The sequence below is a fragment of the Clostridium sp. Cult3 genome, from assembly GCF_021655115.1.
In the GTDB taxonomy this organism is placed as follows: Bacteria; Bacillota; Clostridia; order Tissierellales; family Tepidimicrobiaceae; genus PPXY01.
Genome location: NZ_PPXY01000001.1, coordinates 78,026 through 94,533 on the forward strand (window position 1 = coordinate 78,026; position 16,508 = coordinate 94,533).

At 38.5% G+C, this 16,508-nt stretch carries 6 protein-coding genes and 1 pseudogene; 6 read left to right on the forward strand and 1 reads right to left on the reverse strand.

What is annotated here, in order from left to right; genetic code table 11:
- The first annotated feature begins 109 nt into the window (after positions 1-109).
- Together C3E88_RS00385 and C3E88_RS00390 are read left to right on the forward strand one after the other, a co-directional pair.
- The gene (locus tag C3E88_RS00385; protein ID WP_236908065.1) at positions 110-1,006 is read left to right on the forward strand and encodes a LysR family transcriptional regulator; all 897 of its coding nucleotides are present in this window, start codon (positions 110-112) and stop codon (positions 1,004-1,006) included.
- A 368-nt stretch (positions 1,007-1,374) separates the two neighbouring features.
- Positions 1,375-1,815 (forward strand): annotated as a pseudogene (locus C3E88_RS00390) (type III toxin-antitoxin system ToxN/AbiQ family toxin); the annotation flags it as partial.
- A gap of 57 nt (positions 1,816-1,872) precedes the next feature.
- On the opposite strand, the gene C3E88_RS00395 reads toward C3E88_RS00390, so the two are convergent.
- Positions 1,873-3,834: a chitobiase/beta-hexosaminidase C-terminal domain-containing protein gene (locus C3E88_RS00395; protein WP_236908066.1), complete on the reverse strand. Its 1,962-nt coding sequence runs from the start codon at positions 3,832-3,834 to the stop codon at positions 1,873-1,875.
- Between the two features lie 192 nt (positions 3,835-4,026).
- Between C3E88_RS00395 and C3E88_RS00400 the strand changes: the two genes are divergently transcribed.
- The 4 genes from C3E88_RS00400 to C3E88_RS00415 are packed head-to-tail and all read left to right on the forward strand — an operon-like array spanning position 4,027 to position 16,497.
- Positions 4,027-10,239 (forward strand): IPT/TIG domain-containing protein, encoded by a 6,213-nt coding sequence (locus tag C3E88_RS00400; RefSeq protein WP_236908067.1) that lies wholly within the window; start codon positions 4,027-4,029, stop codon positions 10,237-10,239.
- 48 nt (positions 10,240-10,287) lie between these two features.
- The gene (locus tag C3E88_RS00405; protein ID WP_236908068.1) at positions 10,288-12,039 is read left to right on the forward strand and encodes a hypothetical protein; all 1,752 of its coding nucleotides are present in this window, start codon (positions 10,288-10,290) and stop codon (positions 12,037-12,039) included.
- Positions 12,040-12,079: 40 nt separating this feature from the next.
- On the forward strand, positions 12,080-13,549 hold the full coding sequence (locus C3E88_RS00410; protein ID WP_236908069.1) for an S-layer homology domain-containing protein: 1,470 nt from the start codon (positions 12,080-12,082) through the stop codon (positions 13,547-13,549).
- Between the two features lie 17 nt (positions 13,550-13,566).
- Positions 13,567-16,497, forward strand: a complete 2,931-nt coding sequence (locus C3E88_RS00415) for an FG-GAP-like repeat-containing protein (protein ID WP_236908070.1) — start codon at positions 13,567-13,569, stop codon at positions 16,495-16,497.
- The last annotated feature ends 11 nt before the right edge of the window (positions 16,498-16,508 follow it).

The window sequence follows — 16,508 nt, forward strand, 5'->3', positions numbered from 1 at the left end:
TAGGACAACATAGTTTAACATAAACTATCTATTTTATATATTTCTACTTTTGACCGGAGTTATAAACTGACGTTTAATATAATTAAACTAATGAATTTAAGGTGATATTATGGATATAGAGTCATTGAGATACTTTGTTAAATTGTATGAAAAAAGGAATTTTACAAAAGCTGCAAAGGAATTATTTATTACGCAACAGGCTCTAAGTAGAATGATTATTAAATTGGAAGATGAAATAGGCGGACTTTTGTTCATCAGAAAATCAAGGGGAGCAAGTCCTACCAAGCTTGCCAAATATATGTACCCAGAAGCTCAAAAGATAATAAAAGATTTTGATGATTTTGTTTTCGATATACATAACAAAGTTGAGAAAGAAAAATATATACTAAAAGTGGGTTTTGCTCCGGGCACCCTTCGGGTTTTGGGAGTAAGGGAGCTTATCGAATTTGGGAGGGCATACCTAGATATTGAAGTAGATATAGGCGAATTTTCCGATATCGATTGTGAAGAAAATGTCCTAAAAGGTAATATTGATTTAGCTCTAACCGTTAAACCTAATGAAGAAAATAGGCTTAAATACATCCACTTGATTAAAGAAAACTTGATACTAATAGTTAATAAGAACAATCCTTTGGCCAATAAGAATAGTGTGAAATTTGAAGATTTAAGAGGAGAAAAACTTATACTTTTAGATGATACATTTCGTATGCAGCAGGTTACAATTGAACACTTCAACAAAGCAGGATTTACACCAGATGTATATTTTAAATCCAGTCATGATTTGAGGGTGGTATATGATTTGGTAGAGTTAAACAAGGGAGTATTTATATTTGTAGAAAAGCTGACCAATGTAGAAAAATATAACAATATATGTTGTATACCTTTAGATGTTCCCACTGCCTTTTGGGATGCAGGTTTTATAGTTAAGAGGGATGAGAAGATGAAACCTGCAGCAAAAAAGTTTATCAACTATTTTTTGAACAAAAGGAATTTAGAACAGATTTAAAAACATAGATTTCGGTATTAACTTATTTTAATTATAATTGACAGAATTTAGCTATTTAAATATAATAATATTAACGGTAGGGAACTATCAAAAAGAGGAGACCCCATGCCTTGAGTTGGGATTGTTTAAAGAGGAGACCCCATGCCTTGAGTTGGGACTATTTAAAGAGGAGACCCTATGCCTTGAGTTGGGACTTGAAAAAGGTGATGAGGTAGTTTTACTACCTCATCTAATCATTTTAGGGTGAGGAAATGAAAAAGATAAAACTGGATAAGATTAGATTTTTTAGGATAAATTTAGATTATATTAAATATCTTTGGAATTATGACAAAAGAGTGTAATATAATACAAATGAATCTGATACCTACAACGAGAGAAGACCATACATAGGAATCGTATTTAAGATAGATGATTTCCAGTATTTTACGCCTTTAGAACATCCTAGGGAAGGTCATAAAACATTAAAGAACAACCCTCACATATTAAAGATAAATGATGGAAGACATGGATTAATTGCTTTTAATAATATGATTCCAGTAAATGATTCGGAACTAATAAGATTTGATTTTAAAAACGAAGCTCCAAAGTATCAAAAATTGTTAGTGACCCAATTTATATTTTGTGATAATAATAAAAAACGTATTATACGACAAGCAGAAGATACATACAACAAAGTTACAATACAAGAAGAACCATTCTTTGTGAGAATAAGCTGTAATTTCAAACTATTGGAAGAAAAATGCATAGAATATCTAGCTTATATGAAGTCTATAGAAGAGATAGCTATAACAAAAGAAATAGATGAATAATAAATGGGACAGTAGGCACAGTGGGACAGGGAGAACCCTCCCCACTGTCCCACAGGATCAACTATCATCAGAAACTACAGTATACTCTAAAGTGGTAATAGGCCCAGCTCCCATACCTTCCTTGTATCCAAAGGCGTTTATGGTCAAATCCCTAGACACTATTATAGGTTCCGTATATCTATAGCTTTGTCTAGTAGGAGTGCTTCCATCTAGGGTATAGTAAATATCCGCCCCTGGAGTATCTGTATATAGGTATACAAGAGTACCTTCCTTAATCTCTCCTGAAGATGGATTGGCATATACTACACCTACATTCTTCTGATAGATGTCCAACTCCGTAATGGTGACTCCATTTTTATCCACCACTTCTGTAGAGATATTCATATCCCATAGGGACATGAGGGTGGATATGGCATTTTGGACTCGGGTATTTAGCCTATCTACAGCCCCTTCCCCTGCATTGGTCCATTTGTCCTCTTGGATGGAGAAATCCCCTTCCACTATTAAGCTTAAATCGTCCATGCTTTTATCATATATATTGAAATCCAATCCATAGCTATATCTTCCATAGGAGAAGCTGCCATATAGATTGTTTAAATGGACTTCCGTCTCCCTTAACATATCTTGAGAGCGAATCCTATTGTTATTAAAGTGGAATCGAATAGGCTCTATATCTTCCTTAGGGAATATCAATATTCCATTGACGGCCAAATCAGGGTATACCCTTCTAATTTCCCAATTTAATTTTTTCAAGTATCCCATCTTAGTATATAAGGACCAATCCTTAACCCAATTGGAATCAGGATAAGCTTTCAAGTCTATATCATCTCCTGATTGGGATATCTCATAATTAAAGTTTACCTTATTATATTTTTTCAACGTAGTATTTAGAGTATCCGTAAGATGTATTGGATTGAACTTGTAATCCTTTTTCAATTGGGATCTAGAAAAATCAAAATATAGATCCTTTTCCCTAGTATCGAAGGTAGTATAGTTTTTATACTTGGAGTTGGAATATCTATGGTAGTATGGATTTCTAATGGCACCATAAAGCAACACATCTTCATCATATAGCTTCAAAAGAGCTGTATACATATCCCATATCCAATCCTCCACTTCCTTCCTCTGTAGCCCATACCATCTATAGGCTCTGGAACGAGGGAAGCTAATATCCAAGTATATCCACTTGCCAAGGGCTTCATGGGCATGGATATCTACTTCTAAACTTCCAATCCTATCAAAATGTTTGTTTAAATACTTTTCCACATCCTTAATATCCTTTAGCTTAGCATAGGGAAGTCCCCTTAGACTTTCCCTTAGGGCCATTCGATTTTCCAGCTGTTCCATCTGAATATTCAACAGATAGTTTCGCCCTTCCCTAAAGGATAGGAGCTGATCTATATTCTTATAAAAGCTATCCCTTACCAAAACCCCATTGGCATCTATATTCAATATTCCCTTATCAGCTTTGTAACTAGGGGTTATGTACAGATATGGAGCTATATCCAATATATCCACATACAGATCATCATTATAATAAAGGGAATCTACATCCAATCTCCTTCCATCTAAGTACAACTTCCATCCCCCAAAGATCACCTTTATATTTCTCATCTCTGGTGTTTTGTCTTTAGGGCTACCATATATCCCCTCTAGATCCCGAATTATCCTTTCCTTTGCTTCTATTTCATATCCTGCCTGAAAGGATTTGATCTCCTTGGCATTAGGACCATCTATTTTAAGTTTCCCATTGGAATCCAACCCAATGCTCTTTTTCCCCTTATTCATCTTGTATTTCAAATTTAGCCCTTGGGCTAGATCTTTGAGGGGAACCCATAGGCTATCATCATACATAAAAGGTTCCTTGTGATTTGAAATCCTATTGTTCCCAATATGTATTTGTATACCATTAAAGCCTGCATCTATCTCCTTTATATAATCCTCCCCATAGGCTACAGTAGTAAACAAAGGCAATACCATAGCTGATATTAGGAGGAAAGCCAGAAATGTTTTGTTCAACTGATCCAACTCCTTTCCAAAAATAGTTCCATTATATATATCGGCAAACTAGCCTTTTTCTTGTATAATAAGTTCAAGAAGTATGATATTTTGTCGATAATATTAGGGAAACGGATTATTGGTTATATAAATATTTAGGACAATGTGGGATACCGAGAACCGTCCCCATTGTTCCAGGACGGAGGGATTGCTTTGAATAGACTAAAGAGGACTTTATCTTTAATATTGATATTATCTATTATATTGCCTTTCTTCCCTGAAGGGATGATGAAGGCTTATGCTTTTGAACAAGATGAATTTAGGGTAGATTATGTAACCCTTTATAAAATATACAATAGGGATAGGCATATGGAGGAGCGGCGAATCCTCATAAGGGGTAAATATCTAAAGGACGCATCTGTAGGGATAATTACCAGCCAAGGATACAAGCCCTTACCTAGACCCACGGTAAATCAGGACACCATACTTCAATACGATCTAAAGGAAGATGAAGTAGGGGATATACTGAGGATAGGCTCAGTAGAAATCCAACTAGACGAGGGATTGATGCCTACCTTATCCCAAGTATCTAGAAAGGTGGAAAGCGATAAAGGATTGTTGACATTAAAGGGGAGCAATCTAGATACGATTAGTAAGGGAGAGGCAAGAGCTTTTTATGAGTATATGGGAAATCCTATAGAGCTACCCTCTGATAAATTCAACCATCCCACCGAAGTTAGTATAGACAATATAACAGGTGCATTAGGATTACAAAATATAATATTCAAAAAAGAAACTTCCAAGAAGTACGATTTCAATGAAAAAAACAAAGGGGTAGATGTAAATATAAGCATCACCTATACATATAAGGACCAGTTCAATCTGTACCAACAGATAGAAGTAGATGATTTGGAAATGAGACCTACTAGAGGCGTGGCTGGAGAGACCCTATTCTTCGAAGCCCCCTATAGAGGAGATGCTAGAGATCTACAGGAATACGATGTGTTTTTCCTAAAGGCCATAGATGGTACGGATAATTACCGAATAGAGAACAAGGCTAAGAATAGACGTTTCCAGACCAAGGTTGTGAAGGATGGGGAAGAGTACAATGTACTTACAGTAGAGGTGCCCAATCTACCCTTAGGGGAGTACTATGTAGTATTGACCAATACTGTAGATGGAAAGGACCCTATGAAATATGTAACCCAGGAGAAGATACTAGACCAGAAATTCACCATAGTAGATGGTAGCATTAAATCCAAAATATTAGATGTACAGCCTAATAGAGGACCTGATACAGGCTCTATCACTACTATCACTGGTCAATTCTTCGGTTCCTTAAACATAGCAGAGTTTACTCCAGAAGAGGAAAAGGCTCCAGAAATAATTACGGATCCAAGTACTCGAAATCCTAAGACCCTCACCCTAGCCTATGGTAAGGGCAAATATGGGGAAGGGGACAATCAAATAGAAATAACGGAAGCCAAAAGATCCATCAAGGTAATCATAGGTGGAGAAGCCACATTTTTGACTAAGGAAGATGGGAAATTTGACGTAAGTTTTAACAGGGATCTAGACAAGATGACCCTTCGCACCGCCCAAGTAACCGACGGAGATACCAATCCCATAAAGGATGTAGTAGTAGAAACTACCACTACCCTTACTAAAGAAAATGGTGGCACCATAGTCATTCGGGAAAGGGCAGAGCTAAAAAGAGGCTATACCTATATTTTAAGTAAGGTGAAGCCAACCATTAACTCCATAGTTCCTGACAAGATTCAAGTAGTGGATTCTAATGGAAGATACCAGATTCCAGAGGACAGGATGATAGCCATCCATGGACAAAACTTCATGGTTCACAAATATATAGATGACAAGGGGAGGGAAGTATTAAGATATCCTCGAATCCAAATAGGGGATATAAGCTTAGATAAAAATACGACCCCAGATTTAAATATAAAGATATTGGACAATAGGGGCAATGAATTAGATGGCACCCAGAACAACGAAATAGGTAGTAAGATACTCATCATGCTGCCTAAAGGCAGTAGGGTGACCAATCCTGGTAAAGCCGATGTAGTAGTCCAAAACCCTATTAGAAACTCCAACCAATATGGACTACTGGATAGAAAGACGGACTTTGTAGAATTTGTAGTAACTAGGGAAGATGAAAATCCAGTAATAACCAATGTCCATCCAGATACAGCTCCTGTAGAGGGAGGAGAGCTAATAACCATAGAAGGAGCCAATTTCCAATTGGGAGTTAAGGTATTCCTAGATGGAGAAGAGGTTAGAAATATAAGGAGAAGGGAAGATGGGAAACAGATAAGCTTTACTGCACCAGCAGGAAGGGAAGGAGAAACCCAGCTTCAGGTCATGAATCCTAAGGGAGGTATGGATACCAAGCCTTTCTTCTATGTATCCACTTTCACCAATCCTAAGATAATAGACTTTAACCCTAAAAAGGGAAATACTGGCACCATAGTCACCATAAAGGGTGAGAACTTCCTAAAACCAGATCCTATAGCCACAGCTCAGAACCCCTACAGGCTAATAGGTACTAGGGTGCTATTGGGGAATATGGAGCTAAATGAATACAATAGGGATCCGGTGACCAAGAGGATACAGGTAAGGGATTTTACACCAGAAGAAGAGCTGTTTGAAATCCATGGTAAAACCATAAAGGTAGCAGACTACTATCCAGGCCTACTATTAAAGACCCAAGAGGGCAAATTCTACACAGTAGATATAAGGCCAAATGGAGATATAATCCTATCCGATGGAGGGGTCAATACCTATACCATAGAGTTAAATAAAGCCCAAAATGCCATAGTAGCTAACAAACAAGGAGGAGATATCCATCCTATGAAGGTGGCTAAGGACTCCATAGTAATATATGAACCCAATTCTTCAACACCAGTTGTAGAGCTAAAACATGCCAGCCTATATAAAATAGAAGGAAATAAAATAGTAGGCAATAGGGTTAAGGTAATCGACAGAAGTACCATATACTTTGAAGTACCTATTTTAGGCACTCCTGGATTCTATGATTTGACTGTCATAAACCCAGATACCAAAAAAGACTCTCGAATAGGTAGACAAGGGTTTGAATATATAACCCAACCGGATTTAAAACCAGAGGTAACAAAAATCCATCCCAATGAAGGCTCCGTAGAAGGAGGCTACGCTATAGATATAGAAGGGAAGGATTTTGAAACCAGCGAAGGAAACAAGCCAAAGGTATATATAAATGGGGCAGAAGTCCCTGCTAATCAGACGGAGGTAAATATAGATGGAACTATGATAAGGGTAATAGTGCCTAAATACGATGGGGACCTAAGGGAGGACAAGGGTACCGACCGTTGGCCAGTACCAGTAGTAGTATTAAACCCAGATGGCAGTACTGCCAGTAAAGAAAAGGGCTTCTACTACGTAGTTCCCTCAAGCAATCCTAAGATACAGGGGATAGTTCCTACCAATGGAAGGGCAGCTGGAGGGGATATAGTAGAGATAACTGGCTTCGATTTTAGATTTTTTGAACCCTATGACGATGCCAATAGAAATCAGATGAAGGACCCAGAAGAAAGCTTTAACGATCTAAATGAAAATGGACAGTGGGACGATCTATTGAATATCCCTGACAGCTATACCCAGGAGAAAATAGATAAGCTAAAGGGGAAAACTCCCATAGACCATCCTAGATTTAGCCATTATTACGACTCCCCTATATTACCTAAGATATACTTTGGGGACAAACAGGCGAAGATCGTAGAGTTTAGCCGAGGATATCTAAAGGTGATTACACCTTCAGGAAAACCTGGAAAAACCGATGTATTCGTAGTAAACAACGACGGAGGCATATCCAACAAGATAGCCTTCACCTACGAAGCCACCCAGGTGAAAATAGACTCCCTAGTCCCTAATGAAGGGAAAAGACAAGGGGGAGATCGGGTAGAGATCTACGGTAGCGGCTTTGCTACTACGGAGATACAAGTTTATCAAGATGAAATAAAGGATGCCAAATCCCAATATATAGATAAGAACATGGCCATGGTGAAGTTTGGCAATATAAGCAATAAGGATATACCTAGAGATAAGGAAAACTCCGGTAGAATAGACCAAAACCGAGCTACTGTCAAATTACCCGGGGGTCTTACAGCAGAATTCAACGGGGTAGATGAAAAGATAGTACTAACCATAGAAGAAGGTAAAAACCTATATACTAAGGAAATACTAGGCTATGACAATACCACTAAATACATTCCCGTAAGTCTCCTAAAGGATGGATCCAATGCCTATCCAGGAAAAGAGCTTATTAAAGTGGAAATAAGGGACAAGAGGTTCATAGTAGAAAGGGGATTTTCAGAAAAAGTGGATTACCTAAGCTCCATCCAACTAAGGGCTGAGACGCCATCCTACCATACAGTAGGTAAGGTACCAGTATTTGTAATCAATCCTGATGGAGGGGAAGGTAGAGGAGATTTTGAATACAAAACCCCTGATAGCAAACCAGCCATTACCAATATAACTAGAAATGGAAGGGATCCTCAAGAGGAATATCTAGAGGAGATAAATGGGTGGGCTCGAGTGCTGAAGGTAGACCACAAAGGCGGCAGCATCATAGCTGTCCACGGTACGGACTTTAGGGAAGGGGCTAGGATAGATATATCCAATATACTATCCATCGGCGAAAAGGACATATACTATGGGCTGCCAACTAAATTGACCTTTACCATGCCACCAGTACCGGAATCGGAAGTAGGAAAGCTCCATAGGGTTTCCGTAACCAATAGGGATGGAGGTACAGCTACCTCTGACAGAGCCATACCTCCCCTATTCATAGAATTTACCAAGGGAGAATCGGAGCCGGAAATATATGCTATAGAGCCAGAAAAAGGTTCTGCCACTGGAGGTACCAAGGTCAAGATAACGGGAAATGACTTTAGGAAGACCATGGAAGGCTTTGATGGAGAAAGGCTAAGGGTATACTTTGGGGAAAAGGAAGTGGAAAACAAGGACATCAAATTCATAGACTACAAAACCCTAGAAGTAATAGTCCCAAAATCCACTACCATAGGCTCAGCCCCAGTGAGAGTAGAAAATCCAGATGGTTCCATGTCCCAAGGAGATATAAACTTTACCTATATATCTAAACCTAGAATACAGACCGTATCCCCAAACAAGATGTTCACCAACGATACGGAAACGGAAGTAACCCTAACGGGAGAAATGTTCCTGGCAGGAGCTAAGGTAATAGTCGGTGGGAAGATAATAGACAAAAAAGACATACAACAGGGCATGGACATAAAAGGCCAAGGAATAATCGGAGTAGATAGTCAAGGTAGGAATAGAGAAGTAGCTGTAGTAGGGGGAATGGAAGCTGCTTCCGTCACTGTAGAAGGGAACAACATCATCAAGATGAAGTTCAAGGAAGGTACGGGTTTAGAAAATAGCAATCTAATAATCATAAACCCAGATGGGGGAATATCCGACCCTTATGATAAATTTGAATACAAAAAGCCAGTACCTACTAAACCCCTAGTACTAGAAGGGATACCTGGCTATGAATCTACAGTACAGCTAATATGGTCTAAATCCCATGAAGATATATTGAACAAGGCTACCCGCTATGAAGTATACGGAAAGCTTTCCAAAGATGAGGATTATACCTTCATAGGGGATACTACTGAAGGGGAATTCCTAGTAAAGAGCTTAGAGCCTAATAGGGAATATATCTTCATGGTACGAGCCTTAAACCAATACGGTGCAGCTATAGACTTTGCCACCGTTAAGGTAAAGACCTTAACCCTACGGGAAGATGAAAAACTTAGGGAAAAGGAAGAGAAACTGACAAAAGAGGAGAGAGAATTAAGGGAAAAAGGTAAAGAACAGATAGTAGATGGTAGGGTAATCAAAACCCTAGGTTCCGACACCATGAGAAAGGGTGCTGTAGACTTAAGTCTAGCTAAGTACAAGAAATACGACAAATTCACTATATCCATACCTATAGAATTTGCTAGGAATAGAAACACCCTGACTATCAAAGATGGAACCATGTCCTTATTGATAAATACAAAGGACCTATATACCCTAGAGGTAAGTAAAAAGGATAAGGGCAACAAGGATGCCCATATAAACATCCACATAGATCGGATCAAGGAATCCTACATCCCTAGGGGTAAGAGGATAGCCTCCAGGGCCTATGATATAAAATTTGACTATCAACAAGGCAAGGATATACTAGAAATAAAAAAACTAGTAAGACCAGGCAAGATAATGTTCAAACAGGATACTATCACCTATTCAAATACTAAAAACACCAAGCTATACAGATTTGACGAAACAACAGGTGTATATGTATCCACCGGTAGTACATCTACCAATATAGACAAGAAGGGCAAATATATACTACTGTCCAATAGATAAAAGTGGGACGGGGAGAACTGTCCCCACTGTCCCAAGGAGGCTGAATAGATGAGAAAAACCATATCAATCCTAATACTATGCTTAGTCCTTCTGCTGACCTTTAATTCCACAATATATGCAGGAGCCCCTAAAAAGGCTTCTGTTCAGACCATTAAGGGAACCATAGAAGGGCTAAATTTCAAACAAAACCAAATAATCATATTAGATTACAATGGCAAAAGGCATACAGCCAAAGTCCTTCCCTCTACTATATTATCCATAGAAGGAGTATGGGTGGACTTCATGGATCTATACTTTGGTCAAGAAGTGGAAATAACCCTAGAAGGAAAAAATGCTAAGAAGATAATAGCCTATCCAGAGGAGGATCCAGAAAGATACGGTTACATAATGCCTGGAAATCGATTTAAATCAGGAGATGTCCTATTTATCTCCCAAAACCAAATAGAAATAAAGGGTAAATCCGGCAGGGAAAAATACAGGATAACCCCAGCCACCACCATAATCAAAAATGGAGGCATGGCCAATCTATTCCAAGTAAAACCTGGAGACAAGGTAGTACTAACCTTTGACGATATATACTCAGCTGAGGTAAGTAGTCTTAGGGTTCAAGATGAAGAAAAACATATAGCTGGAATCCTAAGGGGGAAGATCCACTCGGTAGATGAAAAGAAAAAGATAATCTATATAAAATCCCCTCGTATATATAAGGAAGGAAAAGGGTGGGAGACCTCTAGGGAAAACATACTAAGCCTAAAGCTATCAAAGGATAATCTATACAATGGCGGAGAGATCATACCTTTGAGGAAGTTGAAAGACTATAGAAATCAAGAAGCCTATATAGCCTATGATGAAGCCTATGGGAACAAAAACATAGCCAAATTGCAAATCAAAAAAGGTTCCCCTCAAAACTATCAAGCTACTGTAGAGGATATAGAATATGGTACTGGCAAGATGGTGGTAAACAAAAACCTAATCCACTTCCATCCAGGAACCATAGTCATCCAAAATAATCGCTTAGTAGATGTACTCAATATAGATAGGAAGAAAGATGTATTCGTCAACGCCGATAGGATAATGGGCAATACCGTAGCTAGCTTCGTATCTATAGAAGGCACATCCATACTAGATGATAGGATAGACGATACTAAATTGGTAGTATATAGAGGTAAGATAGAGGATATATACGAATACGAAGTAAAGATAGGCAAGCTAAACTATAGGCTAGATCATATGAAGCTTACCAACAACAAATGGACCCAGCTAAAGGAATCGGAAAGATTTGAGCTATCGGAGGATACCCTAATATATGATAGCCAACTAAAACAGACTATCCCAGCTAATCAGTTCATATCCTCTAGATATATAAATGTAAATGACATCAAGGATCCAAGACTAAGGGAAAGGGTGAAGAGCAATTTCTACAAAAACAAGACCGCCTATTTTATAGTACGGGAATCGGCCTTTGGAAAGGAACTACTAGGATTAAACATCACTCCTCACATAAACGAGTATAGGCAAAATGTAAACACCACCTACTCCACCATAGGGGAGATAGAGGAAATAGACTATGACAAAGGCACCATCAACTTTACCAAGGTGAAAAACTACAACACCCTAAACAATCGTTGGGAAAATGGAAAGGATGAAGAAGTAGATATAAATCAAGGCTTAATCTTACTAAATGATATTCCCATACCTGAAGACAAGATATATGCCTTGAGAAAAGGAGCTAAAGCTTATATAATAAAAAATAAAGAATCGTCCTTGGATAAAGGTTATGTAATATTGATTGAGGACTAAAAGGCGACCTTCGGGTCGCCTAAATTAAAGGAGGAAAATCATGAAAAAGCTCATATCTTATATGTTGATGTTCGCTATACTACTAACCCCCCTATCCACTTTAGCCATAAATATCCCCGGCTATGAAGGGGGAATCCAAAACGAAAACACCTACAAGGAAGTAATATTCGTAACGGGAAAGCCTATAGTAATGGAAGGAACCTTAACCATCAAGTCCAAGGAAAAGGACAATACCATTACGGAAACCTATACCTATAAATTGGACAATCCTAAGGAAGATGCTAAATTGACTAGAACCATAAAGATGACTGCCCATCTAGAGCCAAAGGGCAATCAAATAAGCATAAATAGAACCTTGGACAGCTATAGGGAGACTATCGACGTAGATGGAAAGCGATATGAAGCTAGAAAAGATGACTACCCTTGGAACCAAGGGACCATCACTCACAATACTCCCCTCCTCAGCTACTATGCAGGAGATGTGGCAGCTAGAAAGATATACACCGTCGGTAGAGGGGAAGAAACCGTAACGGTAGAAACCCAAGGTAAACTAGTAGGCTACGATAGCCCCTGGTCTGCTACGGAAACCCAAACCATAGAATATGTAATATATGGAGAAGATAGACTTAATCCAGACAGAAAGTGGCAAGGCACCGCCACTGTAGAAGCGTCCTACAACAAGACCAAGGATTATTCCTATTCGGAAAACATTCCGAGACAGATCAGCTTCAGGGAAGGAGTTACCATTACGGAGCAACACGAAAATGTATTAAAATATGATTACGATCTGCCTAGGATGAATGGAGACCAGATACAAAAGGGAAGAAATGTAGGGAAGGATTCCTTTTCTATAGACACGGTGCCTATCATCACCAGATTGAACATCCCCCAAGCTAAGGATATAAGGGGGCATGGATACGAAGAAGAGCTATTCCTACTGGCCAGTATGGAAGGACTACCACTAAACAACGAATACATAGGACCGGACACTTTTGTAAGCCGAGGGGATTTTGCAAAGATGATAGTCAAATCCATGGATATACCTATAGAAGAAAGAGAAGAACCTAAAAGGAAAAGAGGTAGAAGAAAACAAGAGCCTACTCCTCCAATGTTTAAAGATGTAAAAACCAATCATAGGAATTTTGACTATATTGAAACCGTAGGAAAAAGAGGTATAATGGTAGGTATAGACAAAAATAAATTCAAACCAGATGCTCCACTAACGAAAGCCGAAGCCTATACCATCGCCATAAGGCTCCTGGGGTTCAAGAACCTAGCCCCTACAAACAAAAACTATACCACAGGGTTTAAAGACGACAAAAGCATACCTGCCTGGGCAAAGGACAATATATATGTAGCAAGACAACTGGACATACTAGAAGGGGCAGACTACTTCTATCCCAATAGGGAGATTACCAATGGAGAATCGGCAAAGCTGATAGTAGAATTAATCCACTATATGCAGGAGGATCTGAAGCAAGACTACAGGGAAAACATACTAAATAATTAAAAACGGGGAGGAAAGACATGAGGAAGCTTACACTAATATTAACCATAGCACTTATACTTGTTAGCGCAAACATATATGCAATGGGATTGGAGGAAGAGCAAAAGGTGAAAACTCTAATAATCTATGATAATTCTTCATCCAGTTATCTAGACATATACCAAAATTACAAACAGTCTTTGGTAGTTAATCTACAGGTGGAGCCCATATCCTTAAACAACTTAGATAAAGTGGACTTGTCTGAATACCACATGGTCTATCTAGACAGATCCATCATCGGTAAGGATATATTTAACAATTCCAAAGATAGGATAATGAAGTATGTAAATGGAGGAGGATATCTATTTCTAGAAGATCCCTTTTACGACGAATTCCCTTTGGATTTTTTAGGGGCAGAAAGCTTTCAAAAATTAAAAGTCTTTCCTAAAAATTTAAAGTATCCGAAGGTTAGAGAAAATCTAGAAGGGATACAAAACACATTAAAGTTATTTCATGAAGATATAGTGGCTTTTTTTAACGACAATGCATTAAAGGATTTGGATAAAGGCCATGGACTCATACCTTCTACTGCTACTCCACTAGCCTATAGTGGAGATTTAGCCTTATACAGCTTAAACCAAGTAGGTAAAGGCTATGTATTCTATGCCAATAGCCTGCTGCCAAATCAGGATTTCATCACTGGATTTGACATGAGAAGAAAGGATGAATCCCAATCCTACTTTAGCTTTACCTTTGCTACAGGTAATTTTTTATTTAGAAACGAATTTCCAGCCTTTGTATCCAAGGAACTATATGGATATGCAGCAAAGAAGGTGCTAGGTCCCTATGGAAGACCAGCCATGGCATGGCAAAACCATTTTGAAGTAACCTCTGCCATGGGCAATGGCACCATGGAAAGATGGACGGATCTACTGAAGGAATACCATCAGACACCATCTTTCTCTTTAGCTCGTTCCCCATATGAATGGGGACATTGGCAGGAGAGCATAGTGCTCCACACCAATATTGGAGAGGATACAAATCCAAGGTTCAAAGGAGAAGAGGAAAACTCCCACTACTCATCAGGAAAACATCTAAATAGTGGCAAAGGCTATATAGCATTGAAGAAATACGACGACTACAAAAGCCTGGGAGCAGATATTAATCTACCCTATAGAGCCTATTCTACTGTAGGAGACCTAAATGGAGATGGCCTATTGGATATAGTCTCTGGCAGTCAGGATGGATACCTATACCTATTCCTAGGAAAGGAAGAAGGAGAAGGGATAAACTATGAAGAAAAGACCAGATTGAAGGATACAGCAGGAAACCCAATCCATCTAGGCTCCTATTCAGCACCAGTGCTATATGATATAAACAAGAATGGACGAATGGATATAATAGTAGGCAATGGAAAGGGAGAGGTACATCTATATACAAATCAAGGGAACATGACCTTTAAAAAGGCCAATGTCCTTATAGCAAACAAAAACCTTAAAAATCTAGCCCCTACCTTGGGGGATGTAGATGGAGACGGCACTCCAGACTTAGTAGTAGGAGATGCTAAGGGAAATCTATACTTCCACAAGGGTAAATGGGTGAACAATACCTTAAGTTTTCCAAAGGAAGGGGTACTGCTAAAGGATTCTAAAGGCAATGCCAACTTTGGCAAAAACTTAGCTCCTACCCTATACGATATAGACGAAGATGGAAAACTAGAACTAATTCTAGGAGATGCCACTGGATATATAAGGGTATATAATATTCAATACCCTAAACTAATCCTAAAGGGCTACCTAGAAGGAGAAACCTACAATTCCCACGGCAACAAAAGACTATGGGGAGGCTACTACTCCGTACCAGAATTTGCCGATATAAATAGGGATGGAAAGGTAGATCTATTGGTAGGTCAGGTGGAGTTTGGACTACCTACCCCTATAGATTCCCCTCTATTCCCCTATGAAAAGGAGCTAAGGGAATCCATAGAATATGTGAAGAAAAACCATATAGATATATATCCCCATGTGTATTTCCATAGATTCAAATCCCATACCCAAGAAGTAAGGGAACTGGAACTTCACAAACAAGCCTTTGAATACTATGGTATCCCTTGGGAAAATCCAGGAACCAATCAACACACCTGGAATGTAAACAATATATCCGCTACCCAATCCTTTGGTAGTCAAATGAAACAAGGGATCAAGTGGAACTCTGGCTTTAGGCCCCATGGAAATGCTGGAGAGCCTAGTCTATCTAAAGACTATATATGGTCTATCCCCTTCAAATTATCAGAGGGACTAGATGGGAAAGACTTCATACTATTTTCCCCAGCACCTCACGTACCTATAATGGAAAAGGCCTATAAAAACATATCCACTTTGGATCTACCTATAAGCCATTTCTATCATATAGAATATGCCATGAACGATGAAGGATGGGTGAAAGATCTAAGATATAAAGCTAATGTGTTAGATAAAATCAGAAACGAAAAGGACTACAACTTCATGACTGAACCTCAAATGTTTGACATATTTAAATCCGTCATGAATAGCAATATAAATATAGTAGAGGATGGCCAAGGCTATACTATAGAATCGGATAGTAATATAGCAGGAATAAAGTTTGAACCAGGAGAAAATCTCATCAACCATCAACTATCTACTGATGGAGAAATATACATGAGACATGGGAAAAACCTATATCTAGGATTAAATAAAAAAGTTAAAGTATATAAATCTACTGAAGAAGACAAACCCCATATCATAAGGATAAACGGTCCAGTAGATATAGAAGAGGAAGAGGACTTAAAACTAATCCATCTTAAAGGAAAAGGGCTACAACAGATAAAACTATATGCACCTAAGGGATTGGAAATAATCAATGAAGGCTTTGATGTTAAAAGTTTTGACCATTACTATGTGTTGACAAGATATGGAGAACCTACTACATTAAAGATAAGACTATATCAATAGTAAAAACTTAG